At 60.7% G+C, this 21,895-nt stretch carries 18 protein-coding genes and 1 tRNA gene; 3 read left to right on the top strand and 16 right to left on the bottom strand.

Features of this window, described 5'->3' with window-relative positions:
- Positions 1-69: 69 nt before the first annotated feature.
- Positions 70-1,503 (top strand): acyl-CoA carboxylase subunit beta, encoded by a 1,434-nt coding sequence (locus tag M0639_RS17705; protein ID WP_030537570.1) that lies wholly within the window; start codon positions 70-72, stop codon positions 1,501-1,503.
- Between the two features lie 110 nt (positions 1,504-1,613).
- Here M0639_RS17705 and M0639_RS17710 read toward each other — a convergent pair whose 3' ends face one another.
- From M0639_RS17710 to M0639_RS17770, 13 genes are all read right to left on the bottom strand, one after another.
- A complete protein-coding gene (locus M0639_RS17710) occupies positions 1,614-2,123 on the bottom strand; it encodes a DUF3145 domain-containing protein (protein WP_042445731.1) in 510 nt (169 codons plus the stop codon).
- 128 nt (positions 2,124-2,251) lie between these two features.
- Positions 2,252-3,091 (bottom strand): serine hydrolase domain-containing protein, encoded by an 840-nt coding sequence (locus M0639_RS17715; RefSeq protein ID WP_007735479.1) that lies wholly within the window; start codon positions 3,089-3,091, stop codon positions 2,252-2,254.
- A 36-nt stretch (positions 3,092-3,127) separates the two neighbouring features.
- Positions 3,128-4,255, bottom strand: coding sequence for an NDMA-dependent alcohol dehydrogenase (locus M0639_RS17720; RefSeq protein ID WP_007735481.1), 1,128 nt, complete (start codon positions 4,253-4,255; stop codon positions 3,128-3,130).
- A gap of 309 nt (positions 4,256-4,564) precedes the next feature.
- Positions 4,565-5,869: an HNH endonuclease signature motif containing protein gene (locus tag M0639_RS17725; protein ID WP_064074751.1), complete on the bottom strand. Its 1,305-nt coding sequence runs from the start codon at positions 5,867-5,869 to the stop codon at positions 4,565-4,567.
- A gap of 65 nt (positions 5,870-5,934) precedes the next feature.
- On the bottom strand, positions 5,935-6,609 hold the full coding sequence (locus M0639_RS17730; RefSeq protein WP_042450142.1) for a response regulator transcription factor: 675 nt from the start codon (positions 6,607-6,609) through the stop codon (positions 5,935-5,937).
- Complete coding sequence (locus M0639_RS17735) at positions 6,606-7,808, bottom strand: sensor histidine kinase (RefSeq protein WP_064074752.1); 1,203 nt, start codon at positions 7,806-7,808, stop codon at positions 6,606-6,608. Before M0639_RS17735 ends, M0639_RS17730 begins: the two co-directional genes overlap by 4 nt.
- An 18-nt stretch (positions 7,809-7,826) precedes the next feature.
- Complete coding sequence (locus tag M0639_RS17740; protein ID WP_064074753.1) at positions 7,827-10,043, bottom strand: MMPL family transporter; 2,217 nt, start codon at positions 10,041-10,043, stop codon at positions 7,827-7,829.
- Positions 10,044-10,138: 95 nt separating this feature from the next.
- The gene (locus tag M0639_RS17745) at positions 10,139-11,056 is read right to left on the bottom strand and encodes a carbohydrate kinase family protein (RefSeq protein ID WP_064074754.1); all 918 of its coding nucleotides are present in this window, start codon (positions 11,054-11,056) and stop codon (positions 10,139-10,141) included.
- Positions 11,057-11,151: 95 nt separating this feature from the next.
- Positions 11,152-12,246, bottom strand: a complete 1,095-nt coding sequence (locus M0639_RS17750) for an ABC transporter ATP-binding protein (protein ID WP_064074755.1) — start codon at positions 12,244-12,246, stop codon at positions 11,152-11,154.
- A gap of 27 nt (positions 12,247-12,273) precedes the next feature.
- Positions 12,274-13,140, bottom strand: a complete 867-nt coding sequence (locus M0639_RS17755) for a carbohydrate ABC transporter permease (protein ID WP_003941600.1) — start codon at positions 13,138-13,140, stop codon at positions 12,274-12,276.
- The gene (locus M0639_RS17760; RefSeq protein WP_019748978.1) at positions 13,140-14,090 is read right to left on the bottom strand and encodes a carbohydrate ABC transporter permease; all 951 of its coding nucleotides are present in this window, start codon (positions 14,088-14,090) and stop codon (positions 13,140-13,142) included. The genes M0639_RS17755 and M0639_RS17760 overlap by 1 nt, the downstream gene beginning before the upstream one ends.
- Positions 14,087-15,439 (bottom strand): ABC transporter substrate-binding protein, encoded by a 1,353-nt coding sequence (locus tag M0639_RS17765; protein ID WP_064074756.1) that lies wholly within the window; start codon positions 15,437-15,439, stop codon positions 14,087-14,089. Before M0639_RS17765 ends, M0639_RS17760 begins: the two co-directional genes overlap by 4 nt.
- Positions 15,440-15,502: 63 nt before the next feature.
- Complete coding sequence (locus tag M0639_RS17770) at positions 15,503-16,501, bottom strand: sugar-binding transcriptional regulator (RefSeq protein WP_054826082.1); 999 nt, start codon at positions 16,499-16,501, stop codon at positions 15,503-15,505.
- A 139-nt stretch (positions 16,502-16,640) separates the two neighbouring features.
- Between M0639_RS17770 and M0639_RS17775 the strand changes: the two genes are divergently transcribed.
- Complete coding sequence (locus M0639_RS17775; RefSeq protein ID WP_042450271.1) at positions 16,641-17,651, top strand: NAD(P)-dependent alcohol dehydrogenase; 1,011 nt, start codon at positions 16,641-16,643, stop codon at positions 17,649-17,651.
- Positions 17,652-17,658: 7 nt separating this feature from the next.
- A complete protein-coding gene (locus M0639_RS17780) occupies positions 17,659-19,131 on the top strand; it encodes a mannitol dehydrogenase family protein (protein ID WP_042450149.1) in 1,473 nt (490 codons plus the stop codon).
- On the opposite strand, the gene M0639_RS17785 is transcribed toward M0639_RS17780, so the two are convergent.
- The 3 genes from M0639_RS17785 to M0639_RS17795 form a co-directional block, all read right to left on the bottom strand.
- The gene (locus M0639_RS17785) at positions 19,132-19,650 is read right to left on the bottom strand and encodes a DinB family protein (protein WP_030536585.1); all 519 of its coding nucleotides are present in this window, start codon (positions 19,648-19,650) and stop codon (positions 19,132-19,134) included.
- A 711-nt stretch (positions 19,651-20,361) separates the two neighbouring features.
- Complete coding sequence (locus M0639_RS17790) at positions 20,362-20,766, bottom strand: hypothetical protein (RefSeq protein WP_231915101.1); 405 nt, start codon at positions 20,764-20,766, stop codon at positions 20,362-20,364.
- A 931-nt stretch (positions 20,767-21,697) separates the two neighbouring features.
- Positions 21,698-21,771 (bottom strand) — tRNA-Ile (locus M0639_RS17795).
- Positions 21,772-21,895 lie beyond the last annotated feature (124 nt).

Raw genomic sequence — 21,895 nt, forward strand, 5'->3', positions numbered from 1 at the left:
AACACAACGTCACCCGCGGACAACACCGACCTTTCGTTCCACCCAAGGCTCGTACTGAAGGAGGACGCGATGACCATCCTGGCCCCCGTGACAAAGTCCGAATCATCGACAGACCCGCGCGATCCTCTTGCGCGCCTGGAAAATCTGTTCGACCCCGGCACAACAGTGCCGCTCCACGCCCGTGACAAGTCCGGTGTGCTCGCCGCGTCCGGAAACATCGACGGCGTCCGCACCATCGCATACTGCTCCGACGCCACTGTCATGGGTGGCGCCATGGGCGTCGACGGTTGCAAACACCTCGTCAAAGCCATCGATACCGCTATCGAGGAAGAGTCCCCCATCGTGGGCCTCTGGCACTCCGGTGGCGCGCGTCTGGCTGAAGGCGTCGAGGCGCTCCACGCCGTCGGACTGGTCTTCGAGGCCATGGTCCGCGCGTCGGGTCTCATACCTCAAATTTCCGTCGTGCTCGGCTTTGCCGCTGGCGGAGCCGCGTACGGTCCAGCCCTCACCGATGTCGTGATCATGGCGCCGGAAGGCCGAGTGTTCGTCACCGGGCCAGACGTAGTTCGTAGTGTCACCGGCGAACAGGTCGACATGGTGTCACTCGGCGGTCCGGACACACACACCAAGAAGTCGGGTGTCGCGCACATCGCCGCACACGACGAGGCCGACGCATTGCACCGCGCGCGCCGCCTGGTCTCGATGATGTGCGAGCAGGGCGAATTCGATCAGCGGGCAGCGGAACTCGGCGACAGCGATCTGCGCGCCATGATGCCTGCCTCCGCGAAACGCGCGTACGACGTTCGTCCGATCGTTCACGAAATGCTCGACAACGTCGAAGGCGAGTCGAGTTTCGAAGAACTGCAAGGCAATTACGCTCGGAGCATCGTCACCGGTTTCGGCCGGATGGCCGGACGCACCGTTGGCGTCATTGCGAACAACCCACTGCGACTCGGGGGGTGCCTGAACTCCGAAAGTGCAGAGAAGGCCGCTCGATTCGTGCGACTGTGCAACGCATTCGGCGTGCCGCTCGTGGTCGTCGTCGATGTTCCCGGGTATTTGCCGGGCGTCTCGATGGAGTGGGAAGGCGTTGTCCGACGCGGAGCGAAGTTACTTCACGCCTTCGCCGAGGCAACGGTCCCCCGCGTCACCGTCGTCACTCGAAAGATCTACGGCGGCGCCTACATCGCGATGAACTCGCGAGCACTGGGAGCCACTGCCGTATTCGCTTGGCCCAACTCCGAAGTAGCCGTGATGGGTGCGAAGGCTGCTGTCGGCATCCTGCACAAGCGGGCCCTCGCAGCTGCACCGGACGACGAGCGTGAAGCATTGCACGACCGACTCGCTGCCGAGCACGAGGCAATCGCGGGCGGCGTCGACCGCGCGGTCGAAATCGGCGTCGTCGACGAGGAAATCGACCCGGCGAAGACTCGCAGCATCGTCACTGCTGCGCTCGCGTCTGCGCCGTCTGTCCCCGCGCGGCACAAGAACATTCCGCTCTGACAACCCTGGACAGCAAGGTGGGCCTCGCCGATACGGCGGGGCCCACCTTTGTCATTCAAGTCTTTGTCGTTCAAGCCGCGAGAGCACTCAGGGTTCAGGATGGACCTCGGTCAGCTGACACGCCTTCGCAGCCATGTCACTTCGGCACCTTCGCCTGAACTCCGGAAGGGTTCAAGTTCCTCGTCCCACGGTGTACCTATCGCCCGATCGATCTCCGCGGCGATGTCTCCACCGGAATTCATGATGGACCGCAGTTTCATCTCCCCTACGACGACATCACCGTTCGCACTGGTGGATCCGCGCCACAGGCCCAGACCGGGCACATGGCTGTACCGTTCGCCGTCGACGCCGTGGCTCGGGTCCTCGGTGACCTCGAACCGCAACATCGGCCACGCGCGTAGCGAGTCGACCAGGCGGGCACAGGTTCCGACGGGACCCGTCCAGTCGGTCGTCGCACGCAGAAGCCCGTCGTAGGCAGGCTGTGAGGTCCATCTGAGCTTGGCAGGGCTGTCCAACGTGGCGGACAAAGCCCAATCCACGTGCGGGCACAGCGCCGCGGGCGACGAGTGGATGTAAACCACACCAGTCGTCACGTCCGCGAATTGATTCATTTCGCGCACTCGAGCCTCCTGCTTCGACGAGGGACGTCTTCCCCAACGACCTCTGTCGAGTTCGTGCAGCACGCTCGATTGAACAGTGTGCCTTGTGTTACCCGTGTTGCGCCAGTGGAAGGAGAGAAATTTGTGCTCTACCGCGAAACTTCACCGACCACGCCATCCGACAATTCGGTCCACAAAGGCTTGGCCCAATCACCGAAATCGCGATCGGTAAGCACGACGCACGCAGTATCGATCGTGGGATCGACCCACAGGAACGTCCCGGACTGGCCGAAATGACCGAAGGTAGCGGCCGAGTTCTCGAGACCCGTCCAATGCGGACGCTTGTCGCCCCGAATTTCGAATCCGAGCCCCCAGTCGTTGGGGCGCTGAGAGCCGTAACCCGGAAGAATTCCGTTGAGCCCCGGGAACTGCACAGTTGTCGCCTCTGCGAACGTCTGCGCCGAGACCAGAGTCGGCGAGAGCAGTTCAGCCGCGAACTTGGCCAAGTCGTCTGCCGATGCCTGCGCACCGTGACCGGCCGGACCGACAAGAGCCGCGCTGGTCATCGCCAACGGCGCGAACACCGCCTCGGCCAGATAGTCGGCAAATTCGATCTCGGTCTCCCGGGAAACCAACTCGGCAAGCACCTCGAACCCCGCACTCGAGTAGATCCGCTTCGACGCCACCGGCGCCTGAACAACACGTTCGGCGAATGCCAATCCCGAAGCATGTGCGAGGAGATGACGAACGGTCGACCCCTCAGGCCCGGCCGGCCCATCCAACTCGACCGCCCCCTCCTCCACTGCCACGAGAATCGCGTAGGCGCACAACAGTTTTGTCACCGAAGCCAGGGGGAAAACATGCGCCTGGTCGCCACTGAAACCACGAATGCGGTCGCCCTCACCGGGATTCTTCCCGGAGAGGACGACCGCTGCCGCATTGTCGACCGGCCACTGCTGGATTACGTCGAGACTGTGAGTACTGGGCACCCGATCAGACTACTGGCACAAGAGTTGCGCTTCCGATCACCAGTCAGCTTCGGTGTAGCGGATGACGCCGCGGATGTTCTTGCCATCCAACATGTCCTGGTAGCCGTCGTTCACGCCTTCGAGCGTGTAGGTCCGAGTCACCATGTCGTCGAGGTTCAGCTTGCCTGCCTTGTACATCGCGAGGAGGTTCGGCACGTCCTGGCGAGCGTTGCCACCGCCGAAAATGTTGCCCTGAAGGTCCTTCTGAAGCATCGCCATCAGGAACAGGTTCAGCTTCACATCCATGTCCGTCAGGTGCCCCATTGCGGTGACGACACAACGGCCGGCCTTTGCCGTCAGAATCATCGCTTCTTCGACGTACTCACCCCTCATTTCGCCGACGGTGATGATCGTCTTCTGTGCCATGCGGCCATACGTAGCGTCGATGATCGGCTGAATGGCAGCGGCAGCGCTTTCGAAAGCGTGCGTTGCGCCGAACTTCAGAGCCTGCTCACGCTTCCACGGCACGGGGTCGATGGCAAAGATGTACCGGGCGCCCGATGCAACTGCACCCTGTAGCGCACTGATACCGACGCCGCCGACACCCATGATCACAACGTCTTCGCCGGGCTTCACATCGGCGATGTGGGTTGCCGATCCCCAACCGGTCGGAACGCCGCAACCGACGAGTGCGGCAACCTCGAACGGAATGTCCTTGTCGATCTTCACCACTGACGACTGGTTCACGACCATGTAGGGCGAGAACGTCCCTAGCAGGCACATCGGGATCACGTTTTCGCCGCGAGCTTGGATCCGGTAAGTGCCGTCACTGATGGCCTGGCCGCTGAGGAGGCCCATCCCGAGGTCACACAGGTTCTGATGACCGGCCGAACACGCCGGACAGGTTCCACAAGCCGGAATGAAGGACAGAACGACGTGGTCGCCGACCTCCAGACCCTTGACCTCCGGGCCGAGCTTGGTGATGACGCCCGAACCCTCGTGCCCACCCATGACGGGGAACGACGGCATCGGGGTCGCGCCGGTGACGATGTGGTGATCGGAGTGGCACATTCCGGCCGCTTCCATGCGAATCTGAACTTCGCCGGCTACCGGCTCACCGATCTCGATCTCCTCGACGGACCACTTTTCATTGAGGCCCCACAGGATTGCACCCTTGGTCTTCACGTCACTTCACCCTTTCATTCGCACACCCGCATCTATCTCTGTGACCATAGCCACAAATCTGCGAAATTGGAACGTGTTCTAACGAAAGATTTTGCACTGCAGGTCAGACGTCCAAATGACCTGGCACAACCGGCGCGGCAACGACGGAATAATGACCCACTGAGTGGGACAGGCCACACGGGCACCCGAAAGTAGAGCCGCCCCGAAAGCACGCAACCATTCGACTCCACCTCCCACAATCGGTCGGACACAGAGCAGCGGGTCTGAAACAGGCCTGGGCATGTTCTGGTGCATCTGAGGTTTGACCCCTCAGGTTTTGAAGGTGGTGTTCGCCGGCCTCGGTTGCTGCTGCGGGTCGATCGAGGGCGGCGGAATGAACCAGGGTTTGTTGTCGACTCCTATTCGGATTTCCCATTTCCCGACGAACCCGGATTTGCGGTGCATCAACCGGTGGTGCGAACGGCACAGCAGGACCAGGTTGTTCATCACCGTCGGGCCACCGTTCGCCCAGTGCCGGATATGGTGCGCATCAGTCCACGCCGGCACACATGTGCAACCCGGGAACGCACAGCCCCTGTCTCGGGCAATCAACGCCACTCGCTGTTCGGCGGTGACCAACCTCTTCCCTGGTACCGCATCCAACGGTGCGCCGTGACCGTCGAGCAGAACCGTGGACAGGAAACAATCACACCCGAGAAGACTGGTCTGCGACACCGACAGCGGTCCCAGCCAGGGCATGTGCCCGACATCAAGATCCGACAGAGACTCTTCACCATCAGCAGTGGAGGGTGTTGCGGCGCAGTCCCGATGCTCCGCCAGATCCCGAGCATTGATGTGCACGTTCACATGCGGACGCTGACCACCATCGGTACCGGTTTTCGCGCAGTCCAGGTAACGCCGGATCAGTTCGGTGAACCCGTCCGCGGTGCGTTTCGCCGCCGACCGGGCATCCGGCGTCCCATCCGGTGCCGGGGTCGGCATCGTCAAATTCGACAACGCCGAGAGCAACATTTCACCGGTGAGGGCATCGAAATCGCCACGCACCACCACTCGACCGTTCAAGGTCGACGCGATCCGCAACTCATTGAGATCGACATCCTCGGCGGGCGGAATCTCATCCGATTCGAACAACCGCTCCAACGTCGCGATCACGTTCCGCACCTTCGTCGTCGTCGCCTCCACACCCGACGCAGCCGCCAACAACAAATCGATACACTTCGGTAATGCCTCCTCCGGCATCCCCTTCGGCGGTGACTCGCAGAACGCCACGATCAACACGGCATGATCGAACGAGCAATCCCCGCAATCGAACCGAGCCGCCACCGCAGGAAACGGCCGCAAAGCCGCACCCAACGCGGCGATCTTCTTCCCGTCCCGAACCTGCAACATCGTGTTCGCCGCCAACCAGGACCCCACCCCGCGGCTGGCAATCACCTGATCATCGGAACGCAACGAAAGTTCGTCGACCACCGCAACACGAACGGCTTCCAGGCGCAGAATCTCCGCACTCGCCTCGACAGCAGCAGCGCGCAACTCCGCAGCAGTCAACTGCCACAACCGTCCGCGTAACCCCACCGCAGAACCAGACACCACGTCCGACAACAAGACACTCATTGAATCCCCCGATCCCCCCCCCCAAACAATACTCGAACACCCGTTCGAGTCAAGAGTTTTTCGAGTCAATCCACCGAGCGTCCCGGAATCACCACACCGCATTGATATGCGAGAACCACCAGTTGCGCACGGTCGCGGACATCCAGTTTTGTCATCGCTCGATTCACATGGGTTTTTGCCGTGACCGCGCTGATCACCAATTCCGCGGCGATTTCGTCGTTGGACATCCCGAGGGCAACGAGGGTTACCACTTCGAGTTCGCGTGGTGTCAATTGACCGAAAATCCCAGAAGTCGAGTCGGCCCGCGACGGAGTGGAAAGGAACCGAGAAATCAACGCGCTGGTCGCAATCGGCGACAGCAAAGAGTTCCCACCTGCGACCGTCCGAACAGCATCGAGTAGATCCTCGGCTCGGATTCCTTTGCCGATGAAGCCGCTGGCTCCCGCCCGGATCGCCTGTGCCACATGCTCATCCACTTCGAAGGTGGTAAGAATCAACACGTGCACGTCGGTCAAATCCGGATGATCGGCAATCATGGCGGTCGCTTCGACTCCGCTGGTGCCTGGCATTCGAATGTCCATCAATACAACGTCGGGTCGATGCTCGAGCGCCGCCTGGAATGCCTGCTCTCCGTCTGCCGCCTCGGCGACCACCTCCATGTCCTCTTCCGAACCGATCAGCAGCGCAAGCGTTTGACGGAAGAGCGCCTGATCGTCTGCCACTACCACCCGAATACTCACGACTCCTCACGCTCCGAACCCCTGGACACCGAGACAAGCGGAAGTTGGGCGTCCACACGAAATCCCCCGTCGGCGCGGAATCCTGCTGAGACCTCGCCTCCCATTGCCTGTGCCCTCTCCTTCATTCCCAGCAGTCCGTACCCGGGCGGTGACGTCGAAGGCACTGCCGTTCCGGAGTTTTCGACCGACAGCACCAGAACCTCGGCTTCGTACGACAACGACACGGTGACGGCCCCTGGCAACGCATGCTTGCTCGCATTCACGAGTGCTTCCTGGACAATTCGGTACGCCGTGAGGTCTACTGCTGGCCCGAGAGGGCGCAGCGAACCCACAGCGCGCACTTCGATTTCCATTCCCGCACTGACGAATTGATCCACCAGTGCCGGTAGATCCGAAAGCCCCGGAGCCGGCTTCATCGAGCGATCACCGTCCTGAGCATCACGGAGAACTCCGACCGTGGCCCGAATTTCATCGAGTGCCGCCTTGGACGTTTCCTCCACTCCGCGTAGTGCAGTCGTCGCCTTCTCCGGGTCTTTCCCGATCAAGTGCGACGCGACCCCGACTTGCAGGTTGACCAAGGCAATGTGGTGCGCGACAACGTCGTGCAAGTCTCGCGCAATCCGCATCCTTTCTTCGACGACGCGGTGTCGGGCCTCGTCCTCGCGCATTCTTTCCGCTTGCACCGCGCGCGCCTCGACGGACTCCAGATAGGCTCGGCGAGAACGGACCTCGGCGCCGGCAAAACTTGCCATCAGCAACCACGACAACAACCCCAGTGCCTCCTGCAGGAGATTGTTCCCCACTCCCAGGAAGATCGTGACGAGCATCAGCGAGCTGACTGTGCTCGCCGCTGCGAAGAAGGTCCTCCGGCGGTCACTCGTGCTGGCAACGTAGTAGAGGCACACCATCGCCGCCGAACCTGTGCCGGCATTCGGCGGCGCTGACAGTGCAATCATCAAAACGCCGAGAAGCACTGCCACCGCGAGTGCCGAGAACGGATAGCGCCTTCGGAACACGATGGTTGCGGCTGCAATAGCTGTCACGACAACTCCCACAACCGTGACCTCGCGGGTCTCATTGCCGTCGAGCGCGATGCGGTGCGCCGTCCACGTGGCAAGGAGCACGAGGATGGTCAGTGCCAGGTCGATGGTGCGCGGGTGTTCCGCACACCATCGACCCCACGTCGAAGTCGAGGTCATCGATCTACCGTATCCGGATCACACCGACAACTTGTCGTTCGCGGGCTCAGTGGAATCCTTCGAATCTGCGAGCAGCGCAGTCAACTGCTCCCCCTCGACATCGACGTTCGGGACCAACCGGTCCAGCCATGAGGGGAACCACCATGCCTTCGAGCCCAACAGGGACATGACGGCCGGTACGACGGTCATACGAATCACGAAGGCGTCGAACAGAACCGCGAACGAGAGTCCGAGTCCAATCTGCATGATGAAGGCGTCGCCGCCGAAGATGAAGCCCGCGAAAACGGCGATCATGATCAGCGCCGCGGCCGTGACGACTCGCGCGCCCTGGTCGAAGCCCTTCACGACTGCTTCATCCGGTCCGTCACCGTGGACGAACGCTTCACGCATTCTGGTCACCAGGAACACCTGGTAGTCCATCGCCAACCCGAAGACGATGCCGATCATGAAGATGGGCAACATCGCCACAACTGATCCGGTTTGACCTTCGATTCCGAGAATGCCTGCGAACCAACCCCACTGGAAGATTGCGACCAGCACACCGAACGTCGCACCGATCGAGAGCAGAAATCCGAGAGTTGCCTTGAGCGGTACCAAGATCGAGCGGAACACCAGCATCAAAAGAATGAAGGCGAGGCCGACGACCAATGCGAGGTAGGGAACGAGGGCATCAGCCAGGCGGTCCGAGACGTCGATCGTCAACGCTGTCTGACCGGTGACCGACATCGTGGCCCCGGTCTCGTCGGTCAGTGATCCGGCGACCTCACGTATATCTGCGACGAGCGCCTTTGTTGCCTCGGTTTCGGGGCCGCTCGAGGGAACCACCGTGATGACTGCTGTATCGCCGGCCTGATTGAGTGCTGGCGGCGTCACTGCCGCTACGTCGGGCAGAGCACCGAGCTTTTCCTGGGCGCCGCTCAATGCCGCTGCCGGATCTGCGGCGTCGGCAACGTCGACGACCACCATGAGCGGGCCGCTGAACCCGGCACCGAACCCCTCGGATAGTCGGTCGGTAGCCCTGGCGGCAGTTGTGTCGGGCACTGGTGGGCTCGCCAAACTCAGGTTGATTCCGAAGGTGGGGATCGCCAGCAATCCCAGCCCGAGGACTGACGCGAGCAAAACCGGAACTCGACGCCGGATCACGAACTTGGCCCATCGCGAGCCTGCGCCTTCCTTCGTCTTGCGATGCGTCAACTGACCACCGGACGCAAGCAGGCGACGATCGGATCGGCTCAGAACGCGCGATCCAGCAAATCCCAGCGTGGCGGGCAGCAGGGTCAGTGAAATCACCACTGCAACAGCAACTGCAAACGCCGCAGCCAGACCCATGCTCGTCAGGAACGGGATGTTCACGACGAACAGTCCTGCCAATGCGATGAGCACCGTCAACCCCGCGAACACTACGGCCGAACCCGCCGTCCCCGCTGCGCGGCCCGCAGCAATTTCCGGATCATGTCCGTCACGTAGTTCGGAGCGGTAGCGCGAGACGATGAAGAGCGAATAGTCGATCGCCACGGCGAGCCCCAGCATCATTGCCAGGACGGTTGTGCTCGAACCCAATTCGATGAAACCAGTTGCGATAGTGATCGTGCAGATCGCGATGCCGATGCCGATCAACGCGCTGATCAAGGGAAGCCCTGCTGCCACCAACGAACCGAAAGTGACCGTCAGGACCACAGCGGCGATCGCGACGCCGATCACTTCGCCCATCGATTCGGCGCTGCTTTCCATCAGCACGTTGCCGGCGACATCGATCGCCAGTCCCGAACCCGCAGCGTCGTGAACGGCGGACTCGAGCAGTTCTTTCGAGCTGTCCGGCAAGTCGATCGAGTCGGCGGTATAGGAGACCTGCATGTATCCGATCGTCCCAGTCGGCGACACTCCGCCGGAGGCATATGGATCCGATACCGCTGCAACCTCGGGGTCCTTCCCGAGCGCAGAGACCAAGTCACTGACGGATTGTCGAATCGCCGGATCGGTGAGCGTCGTGCCCGCCGGAGATTCGAAGACGATGCGAGCACTGGCTCCGTCGGTGGACGACTGCGGAAATCTTTCAGCCAGAAGATCTTGCGCCGCTTGTGATTCGGTGCCCGGAATCGACAACGTATTGACGGTCGGACCGGACAGCGTTGCTGCGCCTACTCCGCCCGCCACCAGCAGGACGACCCAGAAGCCCACCATTGCCCAACGGCGCCGAAACGCGAGTCGCGAGAGTTTGTACAGGAATATCGACATGCGTGTCACTGTGCCGATACACGACCCCGTCGCACATCGTGCACAGGTAGGCAGTTCGACGTACTGCGCTCGCAGTAGGGCGGTGGTCCCCAGTGCTAGACGGGCCGGCCCAACTCCCTTGACCACGGCGGATCCGCCCCGGGACGTGACACGGTGACGGCTGCCGCGCGTGCGGCAAAGGTCAACGCGGCCGACCAATCTGCCTCGGAGAACCCGCGCACAACAGCGACGTCGAGTGCGTCGTGACGATCAAGGTAGGCCAACAGGGCTCCGTGTACGGTATCTCCGGCACCGATCGTGTCCGCGACGTCGACTGCGGGCGCCGGCACCGAAACATCGAGTTGCTCGGTGATCAACCGCAACCCGTCACCACCACGGGTGAGCAGGACGGCGCCGACGCCTTCGTGGAGCCACTCGGCGCCGTCGACCGAACCCAACCACTTCGCGTCGTCGTCGCTCACTTTGAGAATATCGATGGCGGGCAACCACGAACGAAACCGTCGTCGATACGCGTCCGGGTCGGAGATCACCGCCGGACGAATGTTGGGGTCGACCATGGTGAGTCGACCGCGGGCGTGTGCTTCGTGCAGCAAAGCTTCGTAGGCCGAGGCCCCGGGCTCGAGCACCAGCGACAGCGTTCCGAACGAGAATGCCCGGGCAGAGGGAAGTTTCGGCAGCGCGAACTGTCGATCTGCCGTTCCCTCGAGGTAGAAGGAATACCGCGCACCTCCGTCCGCTGCAAGGTTCACGACGGCCAGAGTTGTCGGCTCGGGCCCACGTTCGACTCCGGTTGTGTCGACATTGGACGCGGCCAGCGAGTCGATCATCCGATCTCCGAAGGCGTCGGTGGACAAGCGAGAGACGAATCCCACGTCGGATCCGAGTCGACCCAGTGCAACCGCAACGTTGAACGGTCCACCGCCCAACTTGGGTGAGAAGTTCTCCCCCACCGGAACCAGATCAACCAGTCCCTCACCACACACCACGACGGATCGTTCGCGTGTATCACTCATCGGTAGACCCTAACCTTCTCACCGGTCGAAGATGGATGTGACCTGCTCGGCACGAACGAGTTCGGGTGCCGAGCAGGTCACGATTATGGTGGGATTCAGCTACCCACGCGCTCACCCGTAGTCGGGTCGAAGAGGTGAACGAGGCCGTCCACCCGCTCGAAGCCCAGCGTCTGGCCGTACTGCAGCTTCGATCGACCGCCGGTGCGTGCAACGAGCGAGATCGGGTCGGCTTCGGTACCAGGCACGTGTGCGTAGATGTACGACTCGTTGCCCAGTTCCTCTACCAGGTCGATCTGAGCTGCGATTCCGTCTCCGGCAGCAACCACCTGGAATTGCTCGGGCCGAATTCCCACTGTGACCGAAGCCAGACCGGCCGCGGCGATTGCCGCCATCTGCTCGCGGTCCAGCGGAACCTCGACGTCACCGAAACGCACCCCACCCGAACTGACCGGCGCCGTTACCAAGTTCATACCTGGAGATCCGATGAAACCGGCAACAAACGCATTGGCCGGCCGATCGTAAAGTTCGGTCGGAGAAGCGAATTGTTGCAACTTGCCGCCCTTGAGCACTGCCACGCGATCACCCATCGTCATCGCTTCCACCTGATCGTGCGTGACGTAGACGGTGGTGGTTCCGAGACGACGCTGCAACGCCGCGATCTGCGTGCGGGTCTGGACGCGTAGCTTTGCGTCGAGGTTGGAGAGCGGCTCGTCCATGCAGAACACTTGCGGTTCACGAACGATAGCTCGGCCCATGGCAACTCGCTGCCGTTGACCACCGGAAAGCTTGGCCGGTTTGCGGTCGAGATAGTCAGTCAGGTCAAGCAGTTTGGCCGCTTCGGCCACTTTCTTCTTACGCTCCTCGACGGGCACACCGCGCATCTTCAACGCGAACCCCATATTTTCGCCGACGGTTTTATTGGGGTACAGCGCGTAATTCTGGAAGACCATTGCGATGTCGCGATCCTTGGACGGGACATCGGTCATGTCCTTGCCGTTGATGGTGATCGCGCCGGAATCGATGTCCTCGAGCCCTGCCAACATGCGCAGGGCCGTGGACTTTCCGGAACCTGACGGACCGACGAGCACGATGAACTCCCTGTCGTTGATGTCGAGATCGAGTGAATCTACAGCGAGGGTCCCGGCACCTTCGTAGATGCAAGACGCTTTCTGGTACGAGATTTCAGCCATGACGAACTCCTGAGAGGGTGAGGAGAATTATTTGATTGCACCGAAGGACAGGCCGCGCACCAGTTTGTTCTGGGCGAACCAACCGGCCAGGATGACGGGCAATGCCGCCATGGTCGCTGCCGCGGAGAGCCGAGCCCAGTACAGGCCCTCGCCGGTGATGAACCCGACCAGGAAGACCGGAATCGTCTGTGCTTGAACAGCTGTCAGGTTGACGGCGAAGAAGAATTCGTTCCACGAGAAGATCACGCAGATCAGCGCAGTCGCAGCAATTCCGGGCGAGATCAGCGGGAGGATCACCTCGCGAACCGAGGTCCACAAACTCGCGCCGTCCATGCTGGCAGCTTCGAGAAGTTCGCCGGGGACTTCGAGAAAGAACGAACGCATCATCCACACTGCGATCGGCAGATTCATCGATGTGTACAAGATGACCAGCGCCCAGATGTTGTCGAGCAATCCGATGTCGTTGACGATCACGTACAGCGGCACGATTGCAGCGACGACTGGGAGCATCTTGGTACTGATGAAAAAGAACAGAACGTCCTGAGTCTTGGCTACCGGGCGAAGCGACAATGCAAACGCAGCCGGAACACCCAGTAGCAGAACAAGAATCGTCGACATGGCCGTCGCAAATGCGGAGTTTGCCAGCGTCGTGCCGAGACCGGAGTCGAGGACGGCACGGAACTGTTCGAGGGTGGGAGTGAAGAACAGCTTCGGCGGATCCGTGTAGGCGTCTGCCTCGGTCTTGAACGCGGTGAGGACCATCCAGAAGACCGGGAAGAAAAACCCGAGAGCGGCGATCCACGCCACAACCGACCACGGACTGAACTTGCTGCTCTTCTTTTTCTTGACGACGGGCTTGTCCGCCGTCGCGCTTGTCGTCTCTACGGCAGTCATCACGCCGCCTCCTCGTTGCCGGTGAAGCTCTTGAAGATCAATCGGAGCGCAAGTGTCGACACGATGATCGTCGCGATCACTGTTACGACACCCATCGCCGCAGCTTGACCTACGTCGAAGCCGAGGAACGCGCGCTGGTAGATGTAGAACGGCAGGTTCGAGCTGGCCACGCCGGGCCCGCCCGACGTCATCATGTACACCGCGTCAAAGGTGTTCACGAGGTAGATCGCACCCAGAACTGCACCGAGTTCGATGAAGCGGCGCAGGTGCGGCAACGTCAGTTCGCGGAACATCGCAAACGGCTTGGCTCCGTCCACTCGTGCGGCTTCGAGAATGTCTCGGGGCATGGACTGCAAACCGGCCAGAATGAGCAGCATCATGAAGGGCGTCCACTGCCAGATCAGATTGATCATGACGGCGGCGAGCGGAAACTTACTGACCCAGTCGACCTGGCCGACGCCGAAAGGCTGGAGGACAAAGTTCACGATACCGAACACCGGGTCGAACATTGTTGTCTTCCACAGCAATGCGCCGGCGACGGGAGTGATGAGAAACGGCGTGATCAGCAGTGTCCGGACGATGCCCCGACCAAGGAATGCGCGGTCGAGTAGCAGCGCCAGCGCGAGTCCGAGGATCACGGAAACGATGACGGTTCCCACGATCATGATGACCGTGTTGACCGCGACTTCCCGAAACTGACTGTCCTTGAAAACCTCTATGTAGTTGTCGAACCCGTTGAAGTGCCGCGATCCCGGCCGGACTAGGTTCCACGACTGCGTCGAGTAGTAGAGGGTGAACAGAAACGGAATCTGGGTGACGACGATCGAGAAGATCAACGCCGGCAACAGGGGACCTCTACGACGCCAACCCTCGGCGCGGGAGATCTTCTTTTCGACACGGACCGGTGGCGCGTCGTCCACCGTAGTTCTGGGCTCGGCAACCGTAGTCATCGGTTCTCCTGATAGGTCTTGCCGACCACCTCGGCATACTGCTGGGATTGTTCGAGTGCTTCTTTCACGCTCTTCTGACCCGCGATGGCCGCACTGATCTGCTGGCTGACGCGAGTGCCCAGGTCCTGAAACTCAGGGATGGTGAGGAACTGGACGCCGGTGTACGGAACCGGTTGCACTGTCGGGTTTTTCGGATCTGCATTGTTGATCGATTCGAGGGTGATCGGACCGAATGCCTGTGCGGCCTCTTGATATTCCGGAATCTCGTAGGTCGATAGGCGACTTCCCGGAGGAACTCTCGACCAGCCGAGTTCGGTTCCGACCTTCTGGATGTAGTCCTTGTTCGTCATCCAGGAAATGAACTTCCAGGCGTCATCTTTGTTCTTTGCCGACTCCGGGATTCCGAGCGCCCACGTGTAGAGCCAACCAGGATCGGACTTCTCGACCTTCGGGGCCTTCGCATATCCGATGTTGCCGACTACCTTCGACGACGAAGGATCCTCGAGAACCGACACAGCCGACGTCGCGTCGTACCACATCGCCGTGTTGCCTTGCGCGAATTGTGTTGCACATTCTCCGAATCCGCTTGTGGCAGGACCCGGCTGACCGTGCTCCTTGACCGTGTCCACGTAGAACTGAACCGCATCCTCGACCTGCGGACTGGTCAGCTGCGCATTCCAATTCTCGTCGTACCAGCGTCCACCGAAGGTGTTGATCACTGTGTTCAGCGGTGCGAGTACCTCACCCCAGCCAGGCTTTCCGCGCAAGCAGATTCCCGCCATCTTGGCGTCCGGGTTGTCGAACTGCGCTGCCCAACCTGCGACTTCTTGCCACGTCGGGTCTTCGGGAACTGTAATCCCCGCCTGATCGAACAGATCCTTGCGGTACATCAGGAACGACGACTCCCCGTAGAAGGGGACCGCGTACATACTGTCCTCGTACGACAGAGAAGTCTTGATCGACGGCACGAAGTCGTCCTCGTCGTAACCGGGCGTCTTGTCTGCGTACTCGGACAGGTTCGTGAGCCAACCGTTTGCGGCCCACTGAGGTGTCTCGTAGTTGCTGATCATCACGACGTCGAACTCACCGCCGCCGGTTGCCGTCGACGCCGTGATCTTGGCGCGCGCCTGGTTCTCGGAAAGGCTGACGAATTTGAGGTCGATGCCGGGGTTCTCGGCTTCGAAAGCTGGCGCCAGCTTGATGGCGTCCTGCATCTGCGAGTTCGACACCATCGCGATGGTGACTGTTCGTTCGCCGGAACCACCGAGCGCACCAGCGCCCGCACATCCCGACACCAGGAGGCAGAGCGCCGCCGCGGCAGCGCCCCACACTCGTCTTCCTGTTTTCACGGATTACCTTCCTTCACACTTGCGTGTCAGTCGCGCGCTCGGACAGCGAAACTCGTGAGATCGCTAGCCTTCGAGCAGCCACTGGGCGCACTCGACGTCGGTGACGAGTACGTTTGCCAAACCTCCGCGCAATGCGCCCAGAACGGCCTGGCGTTTGTGTGTTCCCCCCGAAATCAGAATCGTCTGATCGCAGGATTTCACTGCGTCGAGCGATACGGAGACCGTTCGCTCAGGCAGTGGCCCCTCCACTGGATTGCCGTCGACGGTGTAGAAACGGCCGCCGATTTCACCGACAGCGCCTCGACTTTCCAACTCGTCCAGCATGGTCGAGTCGACGAAGCTACCGGCAAACAAAGTCGTGGCAGTCGAGACGGCACCAACTCCGAAAACCATGATGTCGGAATCAGTTCCGGCTTGCAGCGCCTTCGAGATCACCGAGTCGTTTCGCATCGACTCCACAGTCGCCGGGTCGGCATACAGCGGAGCGTTGAGACGAATAGGATTGGCCTGCAACTGTTGTGCACATCGGCCGATGGTGAAGTCGACACCGGTTTGGTAGTCGGTCACCGTCATGGAGCCGTCAAGTTGTACCACAGCCGAGCACTTCGCGGCCTTGTCTGGCAAAGATCCTGCTACCGCAACGGTTTCCGGACCCCAGGTAAACCCGAGAACGCTCGACGGCTGCAGACGACGAACCAGAACTTCCGCTGCTCGTCGACCGAGTGCGTCGAAGTCCGGGTCGTCCGCATCCGAAATCGCTTCGGGGACGATCAACACTTCGGCCAACCCGAAGTGCTTCTCCAGCTTCGATTCCAACTCCGTGTTCACCGAACCTTCGAGCTCCGGCGGTACCAAAATCTCGACCCTGACCAAACCTTGCGTCCGCGCCCTGGCCAACAGTCGCCCGGCTGTCGGCCGCGAGACGCCCAACTTCGCTGCAATCTCCGCCTGAGTGGCACCTTCGAGGTGATACATGGTCGCTGCCCGCAAGGCGAGCCGCACATCCTCGGAAGCGGGCAACTTCGACGTCTTGAGTCCTGTGGGCTGAGCCGACTGGTTCACACGGTCTCCTTGTGCATCAGGTTCAAAGTTTCTCGATCGTGAGCAAATGCTCACTAGATGTTCTTATGCTCATTAAGCTAACATCTACGTTGTGACCCACACAACAGTTTCCGGAGAATCCGTCGATCTACCTGCGACAATTCGGGCAAATGTCCTCGTCGAGACCGGAAAGATGCAGATGGTCGAGAGACCACGACCGTCCCCGAAGGCGGGTGAAGTCCTCGTTCGCATCCATGCCGTGGGCGTGTGCGGGTCGGACGCGCACTACTTTCACGAAGGTCGCATCGGCCCTTACGTAGTCAACTCACCGCTCGTTCTCGGACACGAAGCATCGGGACGCATCGCTGCGGTCGGTGACGGCGTCGACCCAAGACGCATCGGGCAGCGTGTCTCCATCGAGCCTCAGAAGCCCGATCCGACAAGTCCCGAATCCAAGGCAGGCAGATACAACCTCTGCCCTCATATGGAGTTCTTCGCGACGCCGCCGATCGACGGTGCGCTGACCGACTACGTCACGATCGGTGCCGACTTCGCCCATCCCATCGCAGATTCCGTGTCCTACGAGGCAGCTGCGCTGTTCGAGCCACTTTCCGTAGGGATCGCCTCAGCCCAGAAGGCGGGGATCACTGCCGGCTCTCGGGTGTTGATCGCCGGCGCCGGCCCGGTAGGAATCGTGACGACGCAGGTGGCCAAGGCATTCGGCGCGACGGAAGTCATCGTCTCGGACATCGACGCGGCCCGGCGTGATGTGGCACTGAAATTCGGCGCAACAACCGTCGTTGATCCACGTGAGAGCGACGTACGCTCGCTGGCCGTCGACGCATTCATCGACGCGTCGGGTGCCACGGCCGCAGTGATCGACGGGATTCACGCAGTTCGGCCCGCTGGAACCGTCGTTCTGGTCGGAATGGGTGCCGACGAGATACCGTTGCCGGTCCCGATCATTCAGAATCGCGAACTGATGCTGACCGGAGTGTTCCGGTACGCCAACACGTGGCCGATCGCCGCCGCATTGGTCGCTGCCGGGCGCGTCGATCTGGACTCGATGGTCACAGCACGCTTTTCACTCGAACAGTCGCAAGAGGCCCTGGTGGCCGATCGCATTCTCGGCAGCATCAAAGCCGTAGTCATCGTCGCCGAAGGAGACTAGTACTTTCATGGAACTCAATACGAAGACCCTGTTCGACTTCGATGCTGCACTCGAAGTGCCGAACTACGACCGGAGCAAAGTCACTACTGGCATAGTGCATTTCGGTGTCGGAGGCTTTCACCGTGCACACCAGGCCATGTACATCGATGATCTCCTGCGACGCGGTGAGGGCTTCGACTGGGGAATCTGCGGAGTGGGAGTGATGCCGTCGGACAAGCGGATGAAAGACGCTCTCCGCGCGCAGGACTGCCTCTACACGCTGGCGCTCAAGCATTCTGACGGAACCCTCGAGGCCCGGGTCATCGGGTCGATCGTCGAGTACCTGTTCGCTCCGGAGGATCCGGAGGCGGTGATCGAAAAGATGGCATCCGAATCGACGAAAATCGTATCTCTCACCATCACCGAGGGCGGATACAACATCTCGCACACTACGGGTGAGTTCGACGCGTCCGATCCCGATGTAATGCACGATCTCGAGCCGGGAACACTCCCCCACACCACCTTCGGTCTGATTTGTGCGGCACTCGCACTCCGTCGCGACCGGGGCCTCGCCCCGTTCACGATCATGAGTTGCGACAACATCGAAGGCAACGGATCGGTCGCCAGGACGGCAGTCGGAGCGTTCGCCGCCCTGAAGGATCCCGAACTTGCGGAGTGGATCGACGAGAACGGCGCCTTCCCCAACTCCATGGTCGACCGGATCACACCCGTCACGACAGCCGAGGTGACCACCGAGATCGCCGAGACGTTTGGCGTGGAAGATCAGTGGCCGGTCGCGGCTGAGCCGTTCACCGCGTGGTTCCTCGAGGACGAGTTCACCTCAGGCAGGCCACCTCTGGAGAATGCCGGCGTCAATCTCGTGCCGGATGTTCGCCCGTACGAACTGATGAAACTGCGCCTTCTCAATGCCGGCCATCAAGGCATCGCGTACTTCGGCTACCTTGCCGGATACCGCCTGGTCCACGAGGCATGCCAGGACGAACTCTTGTCGGGGTTCCTGCTCGACTACATGAATCTCGAAGCGACGCCGACCCTTGACCCGGTACCCGGCGTCGACCTCGATCAGTACAAGAAGACCCTCATCGAAAGATTCTCGAACCCCCAGATCCGCGACACGATTGCACGTCTGTGTGCCGAGTCGTCCGATCGAATTCCCAAGTGGCTGTTGCCCGTCATCCGGAACCAACTCGACACCGGTGGGTCGATCAACCTGTCCACCGCAATTGTCGCTAGCTGGGCCCGCTACGCCGAGGGCACAGACGAGAACGGAGATCCCATCACCGTCGTCGATCAGCTGTCGGACACTCTGGTGCCGCTCGCCCAGAAACAGTCGAGCGACCCGTTGGCCTTCATCGGGTACCGCCAAGTGTTCGGCGATCTCGTGGACGATCGCCGATTTGTCGCTAGCTTCCGAAAGACCCTCGACTCATTGCACTCCGTCGGAGCCAGAAGAACCCTCGAGGAGGTGCGCGGGCTCTGACTACACCGAGACGTCGTGCAGGTGATGGATCGGATCGTGAATGAAGTAGGCCGCCAACGATTCGACGGTGAACGCCGATCCGTCACTGCGGAGACCCCGTCGTTGGCGGCTACCCTCTGGCACGGTTTCGAAGGCATTCGCGACCTCCGCCGCGGCGTCGGACAATTCCGATGCCACCTTTGCCGGATCTTGGTCGTTGTACCGCTCGGCCTCGGCTGTTGCGTCCTGATCCCAGTTCTCGAATCGCGGATCGTCGAATTCGAGCATCTGTTCCAACCGCACCTTGAAGATCCGGAACACGTCGCGTACGTGGGCGGAATACTCCAGCGCTGACCATGTTTCGCTGTCCGGTCGCTCCGTCACATTCTCGCGCTCCAGTACCTCGGCCCACGAGACGGCATTGCTACGCACAAGATCTGGAACATCCGCGAACGCCACAGCGGACGAATCAAACCCGCACTCGGCGCATGGGCGTTCGAGGACCCAGGTCCAGTTCTTTGTATCCGGGGTGATCGGCATGGATCGAGAATAGTCCGCCAGGGCGGGGTCAGTCTGCTTCGATTGGCCGATGAAGCGAATCATGATCGCTATTGCGACTCCATTCGTGCTGATGCTTACTTCGTGTGGCGGGGACGTGGGCGACGCGGAACCCCACGAACTCGCCTTCACATGCGACGACGCACATGCGTACCTCGAAGTTTTCGGGACGGTCGAGGCGGCGTTGGCCCGGCTACAGAGCCCTGGATGGAACGATGTCCCTGAACTCGTGGGTTCCGCCAGCGCCTGGGCAACGTTCACACCACAACAGCAGACTGCGATAGTCAATTCACTTCATGCGGCTTCCCGAGGTGAATGTTGATCCGTATTTCTGTGCCGGTATCGGCATCTGACTCCGTCGACAAGATTTGCCGGTCGATACTCGGACCGGCCGAAGAACTGGGACCTACTCCGACCGATTCCGCGTCACCGATCGATCGAGTCTGCGATGACACGAGCGGACCGCACGACGACTGAAGAGGATTCGACGCTGAGGCGCGTGAGCGCACCCAAGAAGCCTTCGAAGCAGCGAAATCGGGATCGTGCGACCGAGCAACGCCGGAGGCCTGATTCGCCGGTCGCACAACAGAATTACAAACGACGACATAACTACGTCATTCCGTTCGTGACAAAATACTCGTTCGTCGGCGACGGACCGATCACTTCGATTTCCTCGACGGGTCTCGTCGCCCCTCACGTGAAGGGCGTCGAGTCGACATGTACCCCTTCCGAACGCAGTAAATGCTCGGCCGCACAAATCAACAGGGAAAGGGATTCGTACGAGAGTCCCTCGATCGCATGCATCAGCCTGTCAGGCGCCGGAATCGACCGGTCGCCCGGCGACCCCTCGGATCTCCGCACAGAAAGCACGGTCGAGAGTTCTCGTTGATTCACCACCTGACCTGCGCTGTTCGCTCGCTCGAACATGGCATTCAGCCGCTGGACCAGGTCCTCACCTTCAGCTGATCGAATAGTGTTGCCGAACAGCCTGTTTCCATGATCGGCTTCGACACCAGGCCCGATCGAGTTCTTGATTGTCACAGTATGTTCTCCGTTACGTTGGTCTGTCAGGTTGATCAGGGGTGCGACCCGGCGCAATTCGCAGAGCCTTTATCCGTGCGGCCCAACGGCGTCGCGTCCATCGACAGCAGACGAATCTCCCCCGGCGCCCATCGGCTTCCGGTAGCGAGACCTTGAAGTTGCTGTTCACTTGCAGTTCATCGTTACACTTTAACAATAGTTGTAACGCATCGACAAGTGTTTTGTTCCGATTGCCCGGTTTTGCACCCGATCGAGGCAACTACTGAGCTCTCGCGGACTGCGGATTCTGCAATTCACGAAGCTCGGCAAAATGGATCCGACGCAGACAAGGACGGCGAGACAGCCCTCGTTGGCTCTCGTTTCCAGTGATCGAGCACGAAGTCCTCAATGGTGATGACCCAAGTCCGACAGCGCTTTTCAGACAGGGAAAGGGCCCCGCAGTTGCGGGGCCCACTATCGTTGCCGTTCCTTGCGTAGAGTCGTTTCCGACAGTCGGCTGCCGGTCAGCGCGTCAACATTTGGGTGCAGCCGAGCCGCGGGGGGACGGCTCGACTGCCTTGTACCTACACCAGTAGGCTCGTCTAAAGCGTGACACTTCTGTACGTCGAGCACACACGCTGAAATACCCGGATAGGTACCTACATTTCCTTCACGTCCGGCACGTCGCTCGCTCGGTTGCGCCCAATTGCACTGCACTCCCGATACTTGTCGAGGATTGGGTATCCGGATCCGAGACTTTCACCTCGTCCGAGATCGACGATCGCGGTACGACATTTACTTGTGTAGCCACGAAGGATCAACTCAGAAGTACCCGCATGCGCGTTGCGTGCGATTCAATACCAACTACGTGTGGGCAACTGCACCAACTACCTGTGGGCAACTGCCCTGTTGATTGCACTCTGCGCACTTGTCGCCGTTGCGATCGTCGGCAGCATGACTTTCGACAAAAGTCATTGGGTCTGACCTGCGGGCTCACGGCAACTGAACGTGGGGCGGGCGGGGCTCGAACCCGCGACCAATGGATTATGAGTCCACGGCTCTAACCGACTGAGCTACCGCCCCATCCGGATGCGATGCATCGCGGCGAATCCGAATGTTACCGGCACATCCGACGCGGATCACAATCGGGCAGGCGGTGACGCGTTGCACTCTTTCGAGTCGAGTCTTCCAAGGTTGGTCGGCACAG

The sequence above is a fragment of the Rhodococcus qingshengii JCM 15477 genome (assembly GCF_023221595.1).
GTDB classification, from domain to species: Bacteria; Actinomycetota; Actinomycetes; order Mycobacteriales; family Mycobacteriaceae; genus Rhodococcus_F; species Rhodococcus_F qingshengii.